The organism is Streptomyces sp. MBT53, from assembly GCF_016654115.1.
Lineage (GTDB): Bacteria > Actinomycetota > Actinomycetes > Streptomycetales > Streptomycetaceae > Streptomyces.
Genome location: NZ_JAEQAZ010000042.1, coordinates 1 through 14732, shown reverse-complemented (window position 1 = coordinate 14732; position 14732 = coordinate 1). Strand labels below are relative to the sequence as shown.

Below are 14732 nucleotides of genomic sequence, written 5' to 3'. Positions count from 1 at the left end.
CACATGAAGACGGCAGAGCGCCTGCACCGCATCAAGCCCTCGCCCAGCACGGCGGCGGCCCAGCGCGTACGCGAGCTGAAGAGCCAGGGCCTCACCATCCTCGACCTCACCGTGGGTGAGCCCGACTTCGACACCCCCGACCACGTCAAGGCCGCCGCGATCCGTGCCATCGAGGCGGGCGAGACCAAGTACACGCCGGTGAACGGCACTTCGGCCCTGCGCGCGGCGATCTCCGGCAGACTCCGCGAGCGCCACGGCCTGGAGGTCCCCGACTCCCGCATCACCGTCGGCGGCGGCGCGAAGCAGGTCATCTTCCTCGCCCTGATGGCCACTCTGGACGAGGGGGACGAGGTCGTCGTCCCCGCCCCGTACTGGGTGTCGTACCCGGACATGGTCCGCGCCAACGACGGCACCCCGGTCATCGTCGACTGCCCGGAGTCGGACGGCTTCAAGCTCACGCCCGAACGCCTCACGGCGGCGATCACCGAACGCACCCGCTGGCTCGTCCTCAACACCCCGGGAAACCCCACCGGATCCGCCTACACCACCACCGAACTCCGCGCTCTCGCCCAGGTGTTGCTGGCCCACCCGCACGTCGGCGTCCTCACCGACGAGATCTACGACGAGATCTGGTACGGCGACCAGGACGCCCCGTCGCTCGCGGCCGTCGAACCCCGCCTGGCCGACCGGGTGTTCCTCACCAACGGTGTCTCCAAGACGTACGCGATGACGGGCTGGCGCATCGGCTACGGCGTGGGCCCCGCCGACCTGGTCACCGCGATCAACACCCTTCAGTCGCAGACCTCTTCGTGCCCGTCCTCGGTGAGCCAGGCCGCCGCTGCCGCCGCGCTCACCGGACCGCAGGACTTCGTCCACGACACCGTCCGCGTCTACCGCGCCCGCCGCGACGAGACCGTGAAGCTCGTCAACGATGTACCGCGGCTCAGCTGCACGGTCCCGGACGGCGGCTTCTACGTCCTCGTCAACTGCCGGACGGCGATCGGGCAGTTCACCCCCTCCGGCACCCGGATCGAGAACGACCAGGACTTCGCCCTGCACCTTCTCGACAGCCAGCAGGTGGCGGTGATCCACGGAGCCGCGTACGGCGCGCCCGGCTACTTCCGTATCTCCTTCGCCACTTCGACGGACGTCCTCACCGAGGCCTGCGCACGCATCGCGACGGCCTGCGCCGCACTGACCGACGCCCCCTCCGCCTGAAAGCCAGTCCGAAAGGTCGTCATGATCCGCGTCAGCACGAAGTTCGACCGGCCGGAGCCGGCCCTCGTCAAGCAGCTCAGCGCCTTCTCCTCGGCCACCGTCCACGAGGCACAGGGCCGCCTCGGCGCACTGGACTCGGCCATCAAGCCCGTCGACCGCAGCATGTCCCTGTGCGGCCCCGCCTTCACCGTCCAGTGCGCCCCGCGCGACAACCTCATGCTCCAGACCGCCATCGCCTACGCCCGCCCCGGCGACGTCGTGGTGGTGTCCGCCGGCAACTACGAGGAGGCGGGCTCCTTCGGCGACGTCCTCGCCAACGCCTGCCAGTCCAAGGGCCTCGCCGGTCTGATCACCGACACGGGCGTCCGCGACACCGAGGATCTGCGCGCCCTCGGCTTCCCGGTCTTCTCCCGCAGCGTCTCCATCAAGGGCACGGTCAAGGAGACCGTCGGCCCGATGTGCGAGCCGGTGACCGTCGGCGGCGTCCTCGTCCGCCCCGGCGACATCGTGCGCGGCGACGCGGACGGCGTGGTCGTGGTCCGCCGCGAGGACGCCGCCGAGGCGGCCGCCGCCTCGCAGGAACGGGTCGACGCCGAGGCGGGGTACATCGCCGCGTACCGGGCGGGCAGGACGGTGATCGAGATGTGCGGCCTCGCCCCGGTGCTGGCGGCGAAGGGCCTTGTGATCGAGGAGTAGGACCGGCTGAGTACCGCGCCTGTACATTCCGTACCCACGGCTGAGACCCAGGTTCGGATGCCAGGATGAGGCGCCATGACGGCAGGGTGGGGTGCGCGCACGGTACGGTCCGCGGTGTTCGCGGCCGTCTGTGTGGTGCTCGCCGCCCTGGGACACGTCCTCATGTCCGGCCGCCATGTCCCCGCGTGGGCACTGGCCGCCGGACTGGCCGTGACCGCGGGTGCCGCCTGGTCCCTGGCGGGCCGTGAACGCGGCCTCCCACTGATCGTGACCCTCGTGGTCGCCACCCAGGCCGCGCTCCACTCGGCCTTCTCCCTGGCACAGCCCGCGACACAGCGGACGGCCATGGACATGGGCTCCATGCATATGGGTGCAGCCGACTCCATGGATATGGGCCATATGTCGGTGGCCCCCACCACCAGTGCCACGTCCTCGCCCGGCATGCTCACCGCCCACCTCCTCGCCGCCCTGCTCTGCGGCCTGTGGCTGGCCCACGGCGAACGCGCCGCGTTCCGCCTGCTGCGGGCCGTGGCCACCCGCCTCGCGGCTCCGCTACGACTGCTGCTGGCACTGCCCGCGCCGCCGCACCGCCCGCGGCTGCGTCCGCGCCGCCCCCGTTCCGACCGGGCGCCGCGGCTTCTCCTTCTCGTCCACGCGATCACCTCTCGGGGCCCGCCCCTGGGGACGGCTGTCGTCTGACGACAGCCGGCACCCCGGGGCCGCTCCCGCGCGCCTCGGGCCCGGCCGTACCCCCGCGCCCTTTCCCGGCGCCGCAGGACGGCCGGATCCCCTTTCGCGGATGATCGAGAAGGACTTCTGGTGATCACTCCTGTCCTGCCCGCCGTGCCCGATTCGATGGAGTCGAGCGACGAGTCGGTGACCAACTGGGCGCTCGCCGCCCGCCACGGCGACCCCGTCGCCGTCGAGCATCTCGTGCGCGCCCTGCACCGCGACGTCCGGCGCTATGTCGCCCATCTGGGTGCCGATCCGCAGGCGGTGGACGATCTCGCGCAGGACACGTTCCTGCGGGCGCTCGGCAGCCTGCGCCACTTCGAGGGCCGGTCCTCGGCCCGCACCTGGCTGCTGGCCATAGCCCGCCGCGCGGTGATCGACAGCTACCGCCGTGCCGCCACCCGCCCCCGTCTGTCCGACGTGCAGGACTGGCAACTGGCCGTCGAACTCGCCCAGCCCCGGGGCCTGCCCGGCTTTGACGACGGGGTGGCGCTGCTCGATCTGCTGGACCTGCTGCCGGACGACCGCCGTGAGGCGTTCCTCCTCACCCAACTCCTCGGTCTGCCCTACGCGGAGGCGGCGGAGATCAGCAACTGCCCTGTGGGCACGGTCCGTTCACGGGTGGCCCGGGCGCGTGCCACGCTCCTGGACCTGCTGACGGAGGAGGGCGCCTCATGCCGAAGCCGATGAGCCCTGCGCGTCGGCGGCCAGATCCGGCAACAGGGCGCACATCGCCTCGCGTTGGGCCGGGCCGACGAACTGGGTGAGGGCCCGCTTGACCGTCTCGGAGAGGGTCTCCGACGCCTCCGTCAGCAGGCGTCGGGCCTTCTCCGTGAGGGCGACCTCGACCCCGCGCTTGTCCCCGCAGACCGACTTGCGGGTGACCAGGCCCGCGTGCTGGAGACAGGCGATCTGATACGTCAGCCGGGTCTTCGGGCGGCCGAGCAGCTCGGCGATCCGGGTCATGCGCAGCCCCTCGGGCTGCTCGGCCAGCAGGCACAGCACCAGGAACTCGTCGTGCGAGACGTCGAGGTTCCCCTTCACGACCGAGCGCAGCTCCTGTTCCACCGCGCCGGTCGCCGCCAGCAGCAGCATCCAGGCGCGCAGCTCGGGCGGGAGCAGCCCGCCGCCCTGCGAGGAGGGACATCCGGGCTGGTCGGCAGGGTGCTCAACAGGGTCGGCCATGGTTCCGAGTCTACCTGTTGTCCAATTTTGGAGTAGGTGGTTGTCCACTTTTGGATAATGGGCTAGCGTGTGGCTCATTCAAATTTGGACTACTGGAACCAGCGGGAGAGATCATGACCGTCGCCGTCGAAACCGGGGTGTGGCAGCTCGACCAGGCCGCCTCCACCGTGGGCATCAGCCACAGGACGATGTGGGGCCTGGTCAATGTGAAGGGCACCTTCGGCACCGTCACAGGTCAGGGCGAGGTACGGCCCGACGGGTCCGCGATCGGCACGCTGACCCTGGCCGCCGCCTCCCTGGACACCAAGAACGCCAAGCGCGACAAGCATCTGCGCTCCGCCGACCTGTTCGACGTCGAGAAGTTCCCGGAGATCACCTTCGCGGTGCGCAGCGCGGAGCTGACCGGCGACACCGTGCACGTCGTCGGTCAGCTGACCGTCCACGGCATCAGCCGCCCGCAGACCTTCACGGCCCGCCTCAAGGACGCGAGCGCCGAAGCGCTCACCCTGGACGCCGAATTCACCGTGGACCGCGACCAGTTCGGCCTGGGCTGGAACCAGATGGGCATGCTGCGCGGCCTCACCACGGTGACGACCACGCTGCGTTTCCTGCGTACCGCCGCCTGACGAACCGTCAACCCGCGGGCTGCAGCCGGACGTCCGAGCTGGACAGCGTCTGCGGGGTCGCCGTGAACGCGCGCACCCGGATCCGGACCTTCTTGTGGGGGAGGGTGAACTTCCCCCCGGGCGCCCGGAGTTCGACGCGCCGGGTGCTGTGCGCGGGCAGGGTCGTCGGGCCGCCCACCTGGGACCAGAACCTGCTCATGCCCTGACCCGTGGTGAGCATGTAGTGCGGCGAGAGGGCGCTGCCGGACGAGTTGGTGACCTGGACGGTCAGCCGGGTCACGACGGCGGGCCCGGCGCGCCGCACCCCGGCGAGCTTCATGCTCATCGGCGGTGCGCCCGTCGCCGCCACGGCGGCGCTCGCCAGCGCGGGCGTGAGCAGCAGCACGGCCGCCGCGACCCTGACCCGGCGGCGGTGCGGGCCGGACAGCGCCCGGGGGCGCGGCTGCCACGCGTCGCGGAACTCGGAGAGCGGTGTGGTGACCGCCGCCGCCAGCCACAGCGGGGTCATCATCAGGTAGTAGCCGTCCTGCGAACGGGTCGCCAGATAGAAGGCGCACCAGGGCAGCACGGTCGCGGCCGGGCCGAGCCGCCGTACGAACAGCATGAACACCGCGAGCAGTCCCGCCGCCAGCAGCATGCTCGCGTGGGAGTACCAGTCGAGCCGGTCGCTGCCGTTCGTGAAGTACAGCGAGATGTCCACCAGGCCCTGGCCGTGCACCACCGCGCCCTGGGTCAGCGGCAGCGCGATGCCCGCGATCCAGGTGCTCGGCTCGTGCACGATGAAGTACGTGTTGATCAGCAGCCACACGGTGAGCGCGACCCCGACGATCCGCAGCAGTATCAATGCCGCCTGCCTGGCGCCCAGTTCACCGCGCCGCACGGCGTAGATCCCGGCGAGCAGGAACGGCGTGAGGAACCAGGGGAGTTGCTGCGCCGCGCAGGCCGCTCCCAGACACGCGGCCTGGGCGATCCCGGCCGGGCCGAGCCGGCCGCCCCTGCCGATCCGGGGCCAGCGGATCACCACCGAGATCAGCAACGCCATGGCCAGGACGGCGGGATAGCCCTGCCGACCGTAGGTCGGCAGCAGGCCGAGGCCCAGGCAGGCGATGGTGGCCGCCGAGCGCCACTGGGTGGGCAGCAGCCGCCACATGAGGACCGCGCCCGCGATGAGCGCGGCGGTGGCGACGGCCGTCGCGGGGGCTCCGCCGTGCCCGATCCACAGCAGGGGCGCCGTCAACAGCGTTTCCAGCGGCGGATATCCGTAGGTGTAGTCGTAGCCGCCGGTCACGGTCGGGGTCAGCGCGACCCCCTGGCCGGAGTGGAAGAGCCACGGCCAGGGCTGTCCGTAGATCGGGTGCCCGGCGACCAGTTCCTTGGCGGCCTGGGTGGTGAGGACCGCCTCGTCGCCGCCGTTGTGGAACACGGACCAGGCGGACAGCGTCAGCAGCACCGCCGTCACCAGGACGACGAGATCGATCCGGGCGAGCGACCGCGACCGGCGCACCACCAGGGCCAGTACGCCGCACACCAGGATCGAGACGTAGCAGAGGGAGACGGCCGCCGCCACGACGAGCCGGTGGCTGGCGGCCTGCGTCCACACCGGGCGGACACCGATGAACAGACTGATGTCGGCGAGCAGGGTGAGGATGCGATGCCACTGCGCGGGAGGTTCCGGGGCGGACACCGCCGACTGTGTCCGCCGACCGGGTGTCACCTGAGGTGTTTCTGCCAAGTGCACGACACAGGAGGCTATTCGGCGCTGGTGAGCGGGGTCTCGCGCATCGTGAAGAGTCGGGTGTGAGGGCGGTAAGAAGTCCGGTTTTGTGGCAGGAAAGCAGCAAAAGCGAACGTCATTGTTCAACTGGCCGAAGCCATCAGTTCATTCAGTAAACATCGCGCACATACCGTTTCGCCGCCGCCAGTTGCTTCACGTACGAGGCCGCCTCGGCCTCGTCGAGACCGCCGTGCGCGACCGCGATGTCACGCAGCGCACGGTCCACGTCCTTCGCCATCCGCGAGGCGTCACCGCACACATAGAAGTGGGCGCCCTGCTGCAGCCAGTGCCACAACTCCGGCCCGTGCTCACGCATCCGGTCCTGCACGTACACCTTGGCCCGCTGGTCCCGGGAGAAGGCGGTGTCGAGCCGGGCGAGCGTGCCCTCGTCGAGCAACTCCGTGAGTTCCTCCTCGTAGTAGAAGTCCGTCGCGCGGTGCTGCTCACCGAAGAACAGCCAGTTCGGCGCCGCGTGCCCGAGCGCGCGCCGCTCCTGGAGGAACCCGACGAACGGCGCGACTCCCGTACCCGGCCCGACCATCACCATCGGCGTCGCCGCGTCGGCGGGCGGCCGGAAGTGCGGTGCGCGTTGCACGAACACGGGTACCTCCGTGCCTGCCTCGGCATCGGCCAGGAACGGCGAGCAGACCCCGCCGCGCGGACGGCCGTCGAGATTCTCGTAACGCACCACCGACACCGTCAGCGAGACGCTGTGCGGGTCGACGAGCGGGCTGGAGCTGATCGAGTACAGGCGCGGCTGAAGCTTCCTGAGGACTCCGGCCCAGTCCTCCGCGGCCGCCTTCACCGGGTACTCGGCGAGTACGTCCACCGCCTGCCGCCCCCAACTCCACTGCGCCAGCCGGTCCTTGTTGTCCGGCCGCAGCAGCCTGCGCAACTCCCGGTCGTCCCGCGCCCGTTCGGCCACGAAACGCAGCAGGTCCGGGGTGATCCGGGTGATGTCCAGCTGCCGGTGCAACGCCTCGGCGAAAGGGAACTCGCCGACACCCGCCACCTCTACGACGGTTGCGGCATCGGTGCCGGTGGCGGCGAGCCACTCGTCCACCAGGGAGGGCGAGTTGACCGGCCGCACGCCCAGGGCGTCACCGGTCTCGTACGTCAGGTCGGTGCCGGAGGTGTCGAAGGTGAACCGGCGGACCTCCTTGCCCGCGCCGGGCCGGCTGAGCAGCCGGTTGCCGACGAGCCGGGCGAGCGTGGGGGCGGGTTTGGGGGCGCGGCGCGGTGCTTGCGGGACTTCGGGCTCGGCGCCCAGCGCCGTGATCACCTGGCCCAGCCACGCGTCCGCCGACGGCTCGAAGTCCGGCTCGCAGTCCGTGCGCGGGGCCAGCCGCACCCCGCCCAACTCGTCGAGCCGCGCGTCCAGTCGGCGCCCGTGCCCGCAGAAGTCGTCGTACGACGAGTCGCCGAGGGCCAGCACCGCGAACCGCACTCCGTCCAGCCGGGGCGCCTGTTCGCCGGAGAGCGTGTCCCAGAAGCCCGAGCCGTTGTCGGGGGCGTCACCGTCGCCGAACGTGCTGGTGATGAAGAGCAGATCGGCGTCGGCCGGAAGCGTGCCGGCGTCCGCCTGGTCCATCCCGAGCAGGCTCGCCCGGTGTCCGGCCGAGCCGAGGCGCTCCGCGGTGGCGGCCGCCAACTCCTCGGCGTTGCCGGTCTGTGAGGCCCACAGGACGACGATCTGCCGCCCGGCCCGCGGCTGTTGCTGCCGTTCCTGTGGGGGAGCGGTCGTCGACCTCGAATACATGCCGGCGAGAACACCGTTGACCCACAAGGCGTGTTCGGCGCTGAACGGCGCGTCCGGCGGAAGCGTCGGCACACCCGGGGCGCCGGACTCGATCCCCGCGAGGAAGCCGGTCAGATAGAGGCGTTCCTGCGCGGTGAGGACGGGCGGCGGGGCGGGATCGAGCCCGAAGGGATTCGCGCCCGGGGTCACGGAAGTCGGCTCAAGTGCCTTGGGCTGTACGTCTGTCGGACTCGGTGGCGCGCTCGCCACCTTCGCCAGCGACACCGCGCACACCTTGAACTCGGGCTGGAACGACACCGGATCGACCGCGTCGCTCGTCACGGCGTTGACGCTCAGATACTCGCCGAAGAGGTCGTTCCAGTGGAACGGCGCGAAACAGTCACCGGGCCGCACCCGGTCGGTCACCACGGCGGGCAGCACCGCCCGCCCCCGCCGTGACGCGACCTCCACCGAGTCGCCCTCCGCGATCCCCAACTCCCGTGCATCCCGCGGGTGCAGCTCGACGAAGGGCCCGGGGTTCAGCTTGTTGAGTTTGGCGACCTTGCCGGTCTTCGTGAGGGTGTGCCACTGGTGCTGAAGGCGTCCGGTGTTGAGCACGAACGGGTAGTCGTCGTCGGGCAGTTCGGCGGCCGGCATGTGAGGGCGGGCGTGAAACACCGCCCGTCCACTGGCCGTCGGGAACCGCAGCTCACCGCCGCCCACATACCGGATCGGATTGCGGTCCGGCCCGTCCTCCGCCGCCGGCCACTGCACCGGCGTGGATCGCAGCCGCTCGTAGGTCACCCCGCGCAGATCCCACCCGGTCAGCGGGTTGTAGAACTGCCGTATCTCCTCGAAGACCTCCTCCGCGCTGTCGTAGGAGAAGCCCTTCTCGTAGCCCATCGCGCACGCCACGGCCGCGATGAGCCGCCAGTCGGACGTGGCCTCGCCGGGCGGGTCGACGACCGGGCGGGCGAGGGTGAGGGTGCGTTCGCTGTTGACGAGGACGCCCTCGGACTCGGTCCACAGGGCGCCGGGGAGGACGACGTCGGCGTAGGCGTTGGTCTCGGTGTCGGTGAAGACGTCCTGGGTGACGACGAACTCGGCTGCTTCCAGGCCCTCGATGACGGTCCGCCGGTTGGCGACCGACGCGACCGGGTTGGTGCAGATGATCCAGCAGGCCTTGATCTCGCCGTCGGCCATCTTCTGGAACATCTCCACGGTGCCCCGGCCGACGCCGTCCGCGCGGAGGGTGTCGGGCGGCAGACCCCACACTTCCTCGGTGAACTCCCGTTCCCCGTCGACCAGTACGGACCGCTGGCCCGGCAACCCCGGTCCCATGTAACCCATTTCACGGCCGCCCATCGCGTTCGGCTGACCGGTGAGGGAGAACGGCCCGCTGCCGGGGCGGCAGATGGCGCCCGTCGCGAGATGCAGGTTGACGAGGGCGTTGGTGTTCCAGGTGCCGTGCGTGGACTGGTTGAGCCCCATCGTCCAGCAGCTCATCCACTCGCCCGCCTCGCCGATCAGCCGGGCCGCCGTACGGATGTCGTCCTCGGCGAGGCCGGTGAGGGCGGCGACCGCGTCGGGCGCGTAGTCCGCGAGGAACTCGGGCAGCGCCTCCCAGCCCTCGGTGTGCGCGGCGATGAACTCCGGGTCGGTGTGCCCGTTCTCGTGCAGCAGCCGCAACAGGCCGTTGAGCAGGGCGAGATCGGTGCCCGGCGCGATCTGCAGGAAGAGGTCCGCCTTCGCCGCCGTGGCGGTGCGGCGCGGGTCGACGACGATCAGCTTGGCGCCCGCCTTGACCCGTTCCATCATCCGCAGGAAGAGGATCGGATGGCAGTCGGCCATGTTCGAGCCGATGACCAGGAACGCGTCCGCCCGCTCGAAGTCCTCGTACGAGCCCGGCGGCCCGTCCGCGCCCAGCGACGACTTGTAGCCGGCACCCGCACTCGCCATGCACAGGCGGGAGTTGGACTCGATCTGGTTCGTCCGGACGAACCCCTTGGCCAGCTTGTTCGCCAAGTACTGCGCCTCCAGGCTCATCTGCCCGGAGACGTAGAAGGCGACCGCGTCCGGCCCGTGCTCGTCGACGATCCTCCGCAGCCGGCGCGCGGTCTCGGCGACGGCGTCCGCGACGGGGGCGGGCGTCGGCTCCGCGCCCCGGTCGTCCCGGACCAGCGCGCTGGTGAGCCGGCCCGGCGCGGCGAGCATCTCGGCCGTGGTCGCGCCCTTGGTGCAGAGCCGTCCCGCGTTCGCCGGGTGCGCCTTGTCGCCGGACGCCTTCAGGACCGTACGCCTGCCGTCGGGACCCGCCCCGACGTCCAGCAGCATGCCGCAGCCCACACCGCAGTACGAGCAGACCGTTCGTACCTGCTGCGTCCGAAGGCTCGTCGTCATGCCGTAGACCGTACGAATTGCCCGTTACGCCGATGTCACGCGGCTCGATCATGAGGGGTTACGCGCGCTGCACAACCGGCCGGGGGCCGGTGTGAGATGCGGCCGATCTTGTCGCGGAGTGTGTCGCTGTTGGGCCGAACGGGTGACAGTGCGCAACAATTGCCGGATGCAGACTGCCAGCGCGACCCAGGACGGAGCATGCCGGTGAACAGCCACGATGTCACCGACGAACAGTGGGAGGGGCTCGCGCAGGTAGTGCCGCTGCGGGGGCGTGACGCCTGGCCGTCCGCCGTGAGCCACCGTGCGATACCCGAACCCGAGACCGAGCCCCGCCGCCGCTTCGTCGTCCTCCGCGTGAACGTGTTCGGGGACGCCCGCGAGGTCGCGGAGACCCTGATGGCGGGCATACCGGTGCTCCTCGACCTGACCGGCGCGGAGACGGACGTCGCCAAGCGGGTGCTCGACTTCAGCACGGGCGTCGTCTTCGGCCTGTCGAGCGGGATGACCCGCGTCGACCGGAATGTGTTCCTGCTCACACCGCCCGGGACGGAAGTGCGGGGGCTGATGGAGGGGGCGGGGGTTCCGGGCGTGTGAGTCCGTCCGGTGACGGGGGTGGCGCGGGCCGGTCCCTCGATCGTAGGAAGGTCGCGGGGACGGAACGGTTCGCCTGACGGCGGAGGCCTACGGTCCGGATATGGCCGTGTCCCCACAGTCCCCACAGTCCCCACAGTCCGCTCCGCCGGGTGAGCCCCGCGTGCCGCCGCAGGCACAGTCGCCGCAGGCCGCCTTACCCCGGCCTTCATCGGCGAGCCCCGGGAGCCCCGAGTCCTTCCCTGGCCGGCCGCACCTCACCGAGCTACGCCTGTCGGCGTTCGCCACGCACCGAGGCGCCGGGTTCCCGCTCGGGCCGCTCACCCTCTTCGCCGGGCCCAGCGGCTGCGGCAAGACGAGCGCGCTGCGGGCGTACGAGGCACTCGCGCGGCTCGGCGGCGGAGGCGAGGTGGGGGAGGTCTTCCCGGACCCGGTCGCCTGCGTCCCGGACCGGGCCCGGCCCGACGCCCAGCGCCGGCGCGGCTTCCGCATCGGCTGTACGGCGGACGGGCCCGAGGGGCCGGTACGGCTCGACGTCGCCGTCCAGGCCGAGCCCGAACTGCGCATCGTGGGCGAGCGGTTGACGTCCGGCGGCCTGGTCCTCCTGGAGACCGCCCTGCGCGACCCCACCCGCCGCTCGGTGCAGGCCGCCTGGCACACGGCGGGTTCGTCACCGGTCACCCGCGCCCCGCTGCCCGACGACCGGCTCGGCACCGCCCTGCTGCCGCTGCGGGTCGCGGGCAAGACGGACGGACAGCGCCAAGTCCTCGCCGCCGCCGAGCAGATGGTGGTCGCCCTGCGTTCCGTCTTCGCCTGCGACCCGGCGCCCGAGCGGATGCGCGCACCCGTGCCGATCGGCGACGGGCGGCTGCTGCGGGACTGCGCCAACCTCGCCGACGTGCTGTGGCGCACCCGGAGCGAGTGCGGGCGACGGCACGCCCAACTCGTCACGGCCGTCCGCACCGGATGCGCCGGAGCCGTCGCGGACGTGCTCGCGGAACCGCTGGGCGACGGCCTGATCAGGGCCGTGCTCGACCGGGGCGACCGCGCGCGCACCGGCTTCGAACGGCTCGGTGACGGTGAACTCCGGTACGCCGCCCTCGCGTTGGTGCTCCTCACCGGCCCCGGCGTCCTGGAGGTCGACCCGCCGGGCGAGGTCCCGGCCGCGATGCAGACCCTCACCGTCCTCGCCGACGGCCTCGACCGCGCGCTGGACGTACGGCAACGGGCCGAACTGCTGCGGCTCGCCGCCCGGATGTGTGAGCGCGGACACATCCGGCTGGTCGGCGCGGTGAGCGACGCGTCCTGGGCCGACCGGATCGAAGGGGTCACGGTGGTACACCTGGTGCCGTGACAGAACATCTCGACGTGGCGAAACTGCAGCGCAGACTGGCCGAGTTCGCCGCCGCCAGGAACTGGCAGCCCTACCACACCCCCAAGAACCTCGCCTCCGCGCTCAGCGTGGAGGCCTCCGAACTGGTCGAGATCTTCCAGTGGTTGACCCCCGAGGAGTCCGCGCGCGTCATGGACGATCCGGACAGCGCACACCGGGTGCGGGACGAAGTCGCCGACGTGCTCGCCTACTTGCTGCAGCTGTGCGAGGTGCTCGGCGTCGACCCGCTCGCCGCGCTGGAGGCGAAGATCGACCGGAACGAGGACAGGTTCCCCCGGCCGTAGCGGCCGTAATGGACAAGTTGGGGGAGCGAGCGCGTCCATTTTCACTCTCCGGAGTCATTCATCTGTCCGCAACCGATTTGTTGTCCACAGATTTCCGCCTTCCTCTGGCTTTTCGTCTCAGGGACTCTCACTCTGGGTAGTGGACAAGGGAGTTCGGGCGGACGTGCGACCGGCACGTCGGGATATGACGGGGGCAGTGCATGGACGCGATGCGGCTCATCGTGACGAGCAGGCGCGCCCTGGCCGGAAGCGGGGATGTGCCGGGGACCATGACCGAGGTGTGGCAGGCACAGGCCCTGGCCCAGGCGATCGGCAGCCGCCTCGCGGTCTTCGGTCCGCCCGAACTGCGCGGCGAGGCACTGGGGTTGACGGAGCTGGCGGGCCGGGGCTGCGGCGTCCTGGACACCCCGGTGCTCGCGGTCGAAGACCTACGGGCGGCGCAGCTCACGGAGTTGGGCGACGCGCGCCTCGCGCTCCTCTGCCTCGGCGGCCTGCTCGGCGAGGTCGGTATCGCCCTGGTCGGCATCGCCTGCGCGGCGGACGACGAGGGCACGTACTGGCAGTGCATGGAGGCGATCGACGCGGCGGACGAGTCGCGGGACCGGGTCCTGGAGATGCTGCGAAGACTGGCGGACCGGGAGCGGGCGGAGATACCGGAGCGGGAGGCGGGGTGAGAGAGACGTCCGCCTCCGGCGCCGCAGAAGCGTCAGGCGGTCGCGCCGCCCTCCTCGGCGGACACCGACCCCGTGCTTCCGGCCGACTGCAGATCCGCGTCGAGAGCGGACAGGTCGGCGTTCAGTGACGCCATCAGCTCCTCCATCTGCTGCAACAACCCCTTCGGTTGCGCAGGCCCGCCCTGCTGCGGCACGGCTTCTTCGGACATGACGGCCTCCTCGGCCCGTGGCCTCCGAGAGCGGAGGCCGATGCGGGTGACGCCCCGACGTCGCCTTGCCGGTGCGGGAATCCGGGCGGTCCGGCTCCGCCCGAGCCAACGATCATCACCGTGGCCGGTCACTGGCACGGGCAGTCCCCGTGCGCACGGTTGACGCATTTTCACCCGACCGGGCAGGAGTGGGGCCGGAGGGACCGGTGGGGTTGACCGGTGGGCCTGTGTGCAGGATGGAGGCATGGATCTCCGCATCTTCACCGAGCCCCAGCAGGGGGCCACCTACGACACCCTGCTCGCCGTGGCCAAGGCCACCGAGGATCTGGGCTTCGACGCCTTCTTCCGCTCCGACCACTTCCTGAGCATGGGCTCCGGCGACGGCCTGCCCGGCCCCACCGACGCCTGGCTCACCCTCGCCGGCCTCGCCCGCGAGACCAAGCGGATACGCCTCGGCACCTTGATGACGGCCGGCACCTTCCGTCTCCCCGGTGTCCTCGCCATCCAGGTCGCACAGGTCGACCAGATGTCGGGCGGCCGGGTCGAACTCGGCCTGGGCGCGGGCTGGTTCGAGCAGGAGCACAAGGCGTACGGCATCCCCTTCCCCAAGGAGAAGTTCGCCCGCCTGGAGGAGCAGCTGGCCATCGTCACCGGCCTGTGGGAGACCAAGCCCGGTGACACCTTCGACTTCCACGGCACGTACTACGACCTGACCGACTCGCCCGCGCTGCCCAAGCCCGCGCAGTCCAGGATCCCCGTGCTGATCGGCGGCCACGGCGCGAGCCGTACCCCGAGACTGACCGCGCAGTACGCGGACGAGTTCAACATGCCGTTCGCCTCGATCGAGGACAGCGAGCAGCAGTTCGGCCGGGTCCGCGCCGCCGTGGAGGCGGCCGGCCGCAAGGCCGACGACCTGATCTACTCCAACGCCCTCGTCGTCTGCGTCGGCAAGGACGACCAGGAGGTCGCCCGCCGCGCCGCCGTGATCGGCCGCGAGGTCGACGAACTCAAGGCCAACGGCCTCGCGGGTTCCCCGTCCGAGGTCGTCGACAAGATCGGCCGCTACGCCGAGACCGGCTCCCGGCGCATCTACCTCCAGATCCTCGACCTCCACGACCTGGACCACCTGGAGCTGATCTCGTCCCAGGTGCAGTCGCAGCTGTCGTAGCACCGCGCGGGCGGGGGCGCGGGGCTACGACAGCTGCGACTGCA

At 71.1% G+C, this 14732-nt stretch carries 14 protein-coding genes; 10 read left to right on the top strand and 4 right to left on the bottom strand.

Annotation, left to right across the window (positions count from 1 at the left end):
* The first annotated feature begins 3 nt into the window (after nt 1–3).
* The 4 genes from JHN45_RS17525 to JHN45_RS17510 all read left to right on the top strand — a co-directional run bounded on the left by JHN45_RS17525 (nt 4) and on the right by JHN45_RS17510 (nt 3336).
* Nucleotides 4–1218, top strand: a complete 1215-nt coding sequence (locus tag JHN45_RS17525) for an aspartate transaminase (RefSeq protein ID WP_201049669.1) — start codon at nt 4–6, stop codon at nt 1216–1218.
* A 21-nt stretch (nt 1219–1239) separates the two neighbouring features.
* Nucleotides 1240–1914 (top strand): 4-carboxy-4-hydroxy-2-oxoadipate aldolase/oxaloacetate decarboxylase, encoded by a 675-nt coding sequence (locus tag JHN45_RS17520; RefSeq protein ID WP_200713647.1) that lies wholly within the window; start codon nt 1240–1242, stop codon nt 1912–1914.
* 75 nt (nt 1915–1989) lie between these two features.
* On the top strand, nt 1990–2613 hold the full coding sequence (locus JHN45_RS17515) for a hypothetical protein (RefSeq protein WP_201049668.1): 624 nt from the start codon (nt 1990–1992) through the stop codon (nt 2611–2613).
* Between the two features lie 120 nt (nt 2614–2733).
* The gene (locus JHN45_RS17510; protein ID WP_374195623.1) at nt 2734–3336 is read left to right on the top strand and encodes a sigma-70 family RNA polymerase sigma factor; all 603 of its coding nucleotides are present in this window, start codon (nt 2734–2736) and stop codon (nt 3334–3336) included.
* On the opposite strand, the gene JHN45_RS17505 is transcribed toward JHN45_RS17510, so the two are convergent.
* The gene (locus tag JHN45_RS17505; protein WP_200713649.1) at nt 3319–3831 is read right to left on the bottom strand and encodes a MarR family winged helix-turn-helix transcriptional regulator; all 513 of its coding nucleotides are present in this window, start codon (nt 3829–3831) and stop codon (nt 3319–3321) included. The two genes, JHN45_RS17510 and JHN45_RS17505, sit on opposite strands and share 18 nt — an antisense overlap.
* A gap of 113 nt (nt 3832–3944) precedes the next feature.
* Between JHN45_RS17505 and JHN45_RS17500 the strand changes: the two genes are divergently transcribed.
* On the top strand, nt 3945–4457 hold the full coding sequence (locus tag JHN45_RS17500) for a YceI family protein (RefSeq protein ID WP_200713650.1): 513 nt from the start codon (nt 3945–3947) through the stop codon (nt 4455–4457).
* A 7-nt stretch (nt 4458–4464) separates the two neighbouring features.
* Here the strand turns inward: JHN45_RS17500 and JHN45_RS17495 are convergent, their stop codons facing one another.
* Together JHN45_RS17495 and JHN45_RS17490 are read right to left on the bottom strand one after the other, a co-directional pair.
* The gene (locus tag JHN45_RS17495; protein WP_201049667.1) at nt 4465–6141 is read right to left on the bottom strand and encodes a hypothetical protein; all 1677 of its coding nucleotides are present in this window, start codon (nt 6139–6141) and stop codon (nt 4465–4467) included.
* A 199-nt stretch (nt 6142–6340) separates the two neighbouring features.
* Nucleotides 6341–10369 (bottom strand): bifunctional nitrate reductase/sulfite reductase flavoprotein subunit alpha, encoded by a 4029-nt coding sequence (locus tag JHN45_RS17490; RefSeq protein ID WP_201049666.1) that lies wholly within the window; start codon nt 10367–10369, stop codon nt 6341–6343.
* 198 nt (nt 10370–10567) lie between these two features.
* Between JHN45_RS17490 and JHN45_RS17485 the strand changes: the two genes are divergently transcribed.
* The 4 genes from JHN45_RS17485 to JHN45_RS17470 all read left to right on the top strand — a co-directional run bounded on the left by JHN45_RS17485 (nt 10568) and on the right by JHN45_RS17470 (nt 13311).
* Nucleotides 10568–10963: a cell division protein SepF gene (locus JHN45_RS17485; RefSeq protein WP_200689711.1), complete on the top strand. Its 396-nt coding sequence runs from the start codon at nt 10568–10570 to the stop codon at nt 10961–10963.
* Nucleotides 10964–11063: 100 nt separating this feature from the next.
* Nucleotides 11064–12314, top strand: coding sequence for an AAA family ATPase (locus JHN45_RS17480; protein WP_201049665.1), 1251 nt, complete (start codon nt 11064–11066; stop codon nt 12312–12314).
* Complete coding sequence (locus JHN45_RS17475; protein WP_019074832.1) at nt 12311–12637, top strand: nucleotide pyrophosphohydrolase; 327 nt, start codon at nt 12311–12313, stop codon at nt 12635–12637. The genes JHN45_RS17480 and JHN45_RS17475 overlap by 4 nt, the downstream gene beginning before the upstream one ends.
* A gap of 200 nt (nt 12638–12837) precedes the next feature.
* On the top strand, nt 12838–13311 hold the full coding sequence (locus JHN45_RS17470) for a DUF6099 family protein (protein WP_200713654.1): 474 nt from the start codon (nt 12838–12840) through the stop codon (nt 13309–13311).
* Between the two features lie 32 nt (nt 13312–13343).
* Here JHN45_RS17470 and JHN45_RS17465 read toward each other — a convergent pair whose 3' ends face one another.
* Nucleotides 13344–13520 (bottom strand): hypothetical protein, encoded by a 177-nt coding sequence (locus JHN45_RS17465; protein ID WP_200713655.1) that lies wholly within the window; start codon nt 13518–13520, stop codon nt 13344–13346.
* Nucleotides 13521–13764: 244 nt separating this feature from the next.
* On the opposite strand from JHN45_RS17465, the gene JHN45_RS17460 reads away from it, so the two are divergent.
* Entirely contained in the window at nt 13765–14688 is a 924-nt protein-coding gene (locus JHN45_RS17460; RefSeq protein ID WP_201049664.1) for an LLM class F420-dependent oxidoreductase, read from the top strand.
* The last annotated feature ends 44 nt before the right edge of the window (nt 14689–14732 follow it).